General features: G+C 55.3%; 2 protein-coding genes. One reads left to right on the forward strand and one right to left on the reverse strand.

The annotated features are described in order from the left end of the window. The coding region (locus H4J77_RS20240; protein WP_240472403.1) for a hypothetical protein at positions 1-255 on the reverse strand (255 nt) is incomplete at its 3' end. Here H4J77_RS20240 and H4J77_RS19485 point away from each other — a divergent pair. Further along, on the forward strand, positions 163-1,308 hold the full coding sequence (locus H4J77_RS19485) for an ISL3 family transposase (RefSeq protein WP_248185984.1): 1,146 nt from the start codon (positions 163-165) through the stop codon (positions 1,306-1,308). The two genes, H4J77_RS20240 and H4J77_RS19485, sit on opposite strands and share 93 nt — an antisense overlap. Positions 1,309-1,311 lie beyond the last annotated feature (3 nt).

The raw sequence follows: 1,311 nt of genomic DNA on the forward strand, positions 1-1,311 counted from the left end.
AGGTTCATCGCGGGTTAGCGTGAAAAAGTAGGAGACGGCGGTAAAACCGGTTAGTTTTGAGTTCGCCAAAACAACAAACCTGACCGACTCACCGCCGTCCCTATGAATGCTAATCCTCTTGCCCTGTTCTGGGAAGGATTCACGATAGAATCGTATGCCCAGATTGACGCTCAATCTCTGCTCATCCGACTGCAACCTGCCGACGATTACTTGCCATGCTGCAGTGGTTGTAATCAGCACACGCTTGCCATCCATGACATCAGCACCCGACGAGTCCGAGAACGCGACCTGTTCCAATACCGCGTCTGGCTGGACGTGCCAGTTCGCCGAGTTCGTTGTACGACCTGTGGCCCCAAGCTTGAACAGATTCGCTGGTTACCAGGGCGACAGCGTCTGACGGCAGGCATGGTCAGTTGGATTGAATCCCTGGTACGACTGATGCCGATCCAACATGTGGCAACGCTGCTAGGGTTGCATTGGCATACGGTCAAGGCCATCGACCATCGGCGCCTCAAACGAGAAGTGACTGAGCCAGATAAACGCCGGATTCGTCGACTGATCATGGATGAGTTCGCCTTGTTCAAGGGACACCGCTACGCCACCGTGGCGATTGATGCGGATACTCAACAAGTCCTCTGGGTTGGAGAAGGCCGCAGTCGAGCAGCGGTACGCCCCTTCTTTGAATGGCTGGGGCCGGAAACCTGTGGCCAGATCGAAGCCGTGGCGATGGATATGAATACCGCCATGGACCTGGAAGTTCAGCACCACTGCCCACAAGCACGGGTGGTCTATGACCTGTTCCACGTTGTAGCAAAGTTCGGACGGGAAGTGATTGACCGTGTCCGGGTCGATCAGGCCAATCAGCTTCGACACGACAAGCCGGCTCGCAAAGTAGTGAAACGAAGTCGCTGGCTGTTGCTCAGAAACCGAGGCAACCTCAAGGATGAGCAGGCTCTGAAGCTCGAAGAACTGCTGCAAGCCAACCAGCCCCTGATGACTGTCTACGTCCTGAAAGACCAGCTCAAAGAGCTCTGGTACGCTCCCTCAGAGGCCGATGCCAGACAACGCTGGCAAGACTGGCTAAATCTAGCTATGAGTAGTGGGCTGGCCCCTGTGCAGCAGTTTGCCAGGCGCCTCAAGGGCTACGTCGACGGCATTATCGCCAGCGCGGTCTACCGGTTGAACACCAGTGTGTTGGAGGGAATGAACAACAAGATCAAGGTGATCAAGCGGGTGGCCTACGGCTACCGGGATAACGACTACTTCTTTCTGAAGATAAAAGCAGCATTTCCCGGTAAAGCGCGATGAACC

It is taken from the genome of Pseudomonas sp. 5Ae-yellow, assembly GCF_014077575.1.
GTDB lineage: Bacteria > Pseudomonadota > Gammaproteobacteria > Pseudomonadales > Pseudomonadaceae > Halopseudomonas > Halopseudomonas neustonica.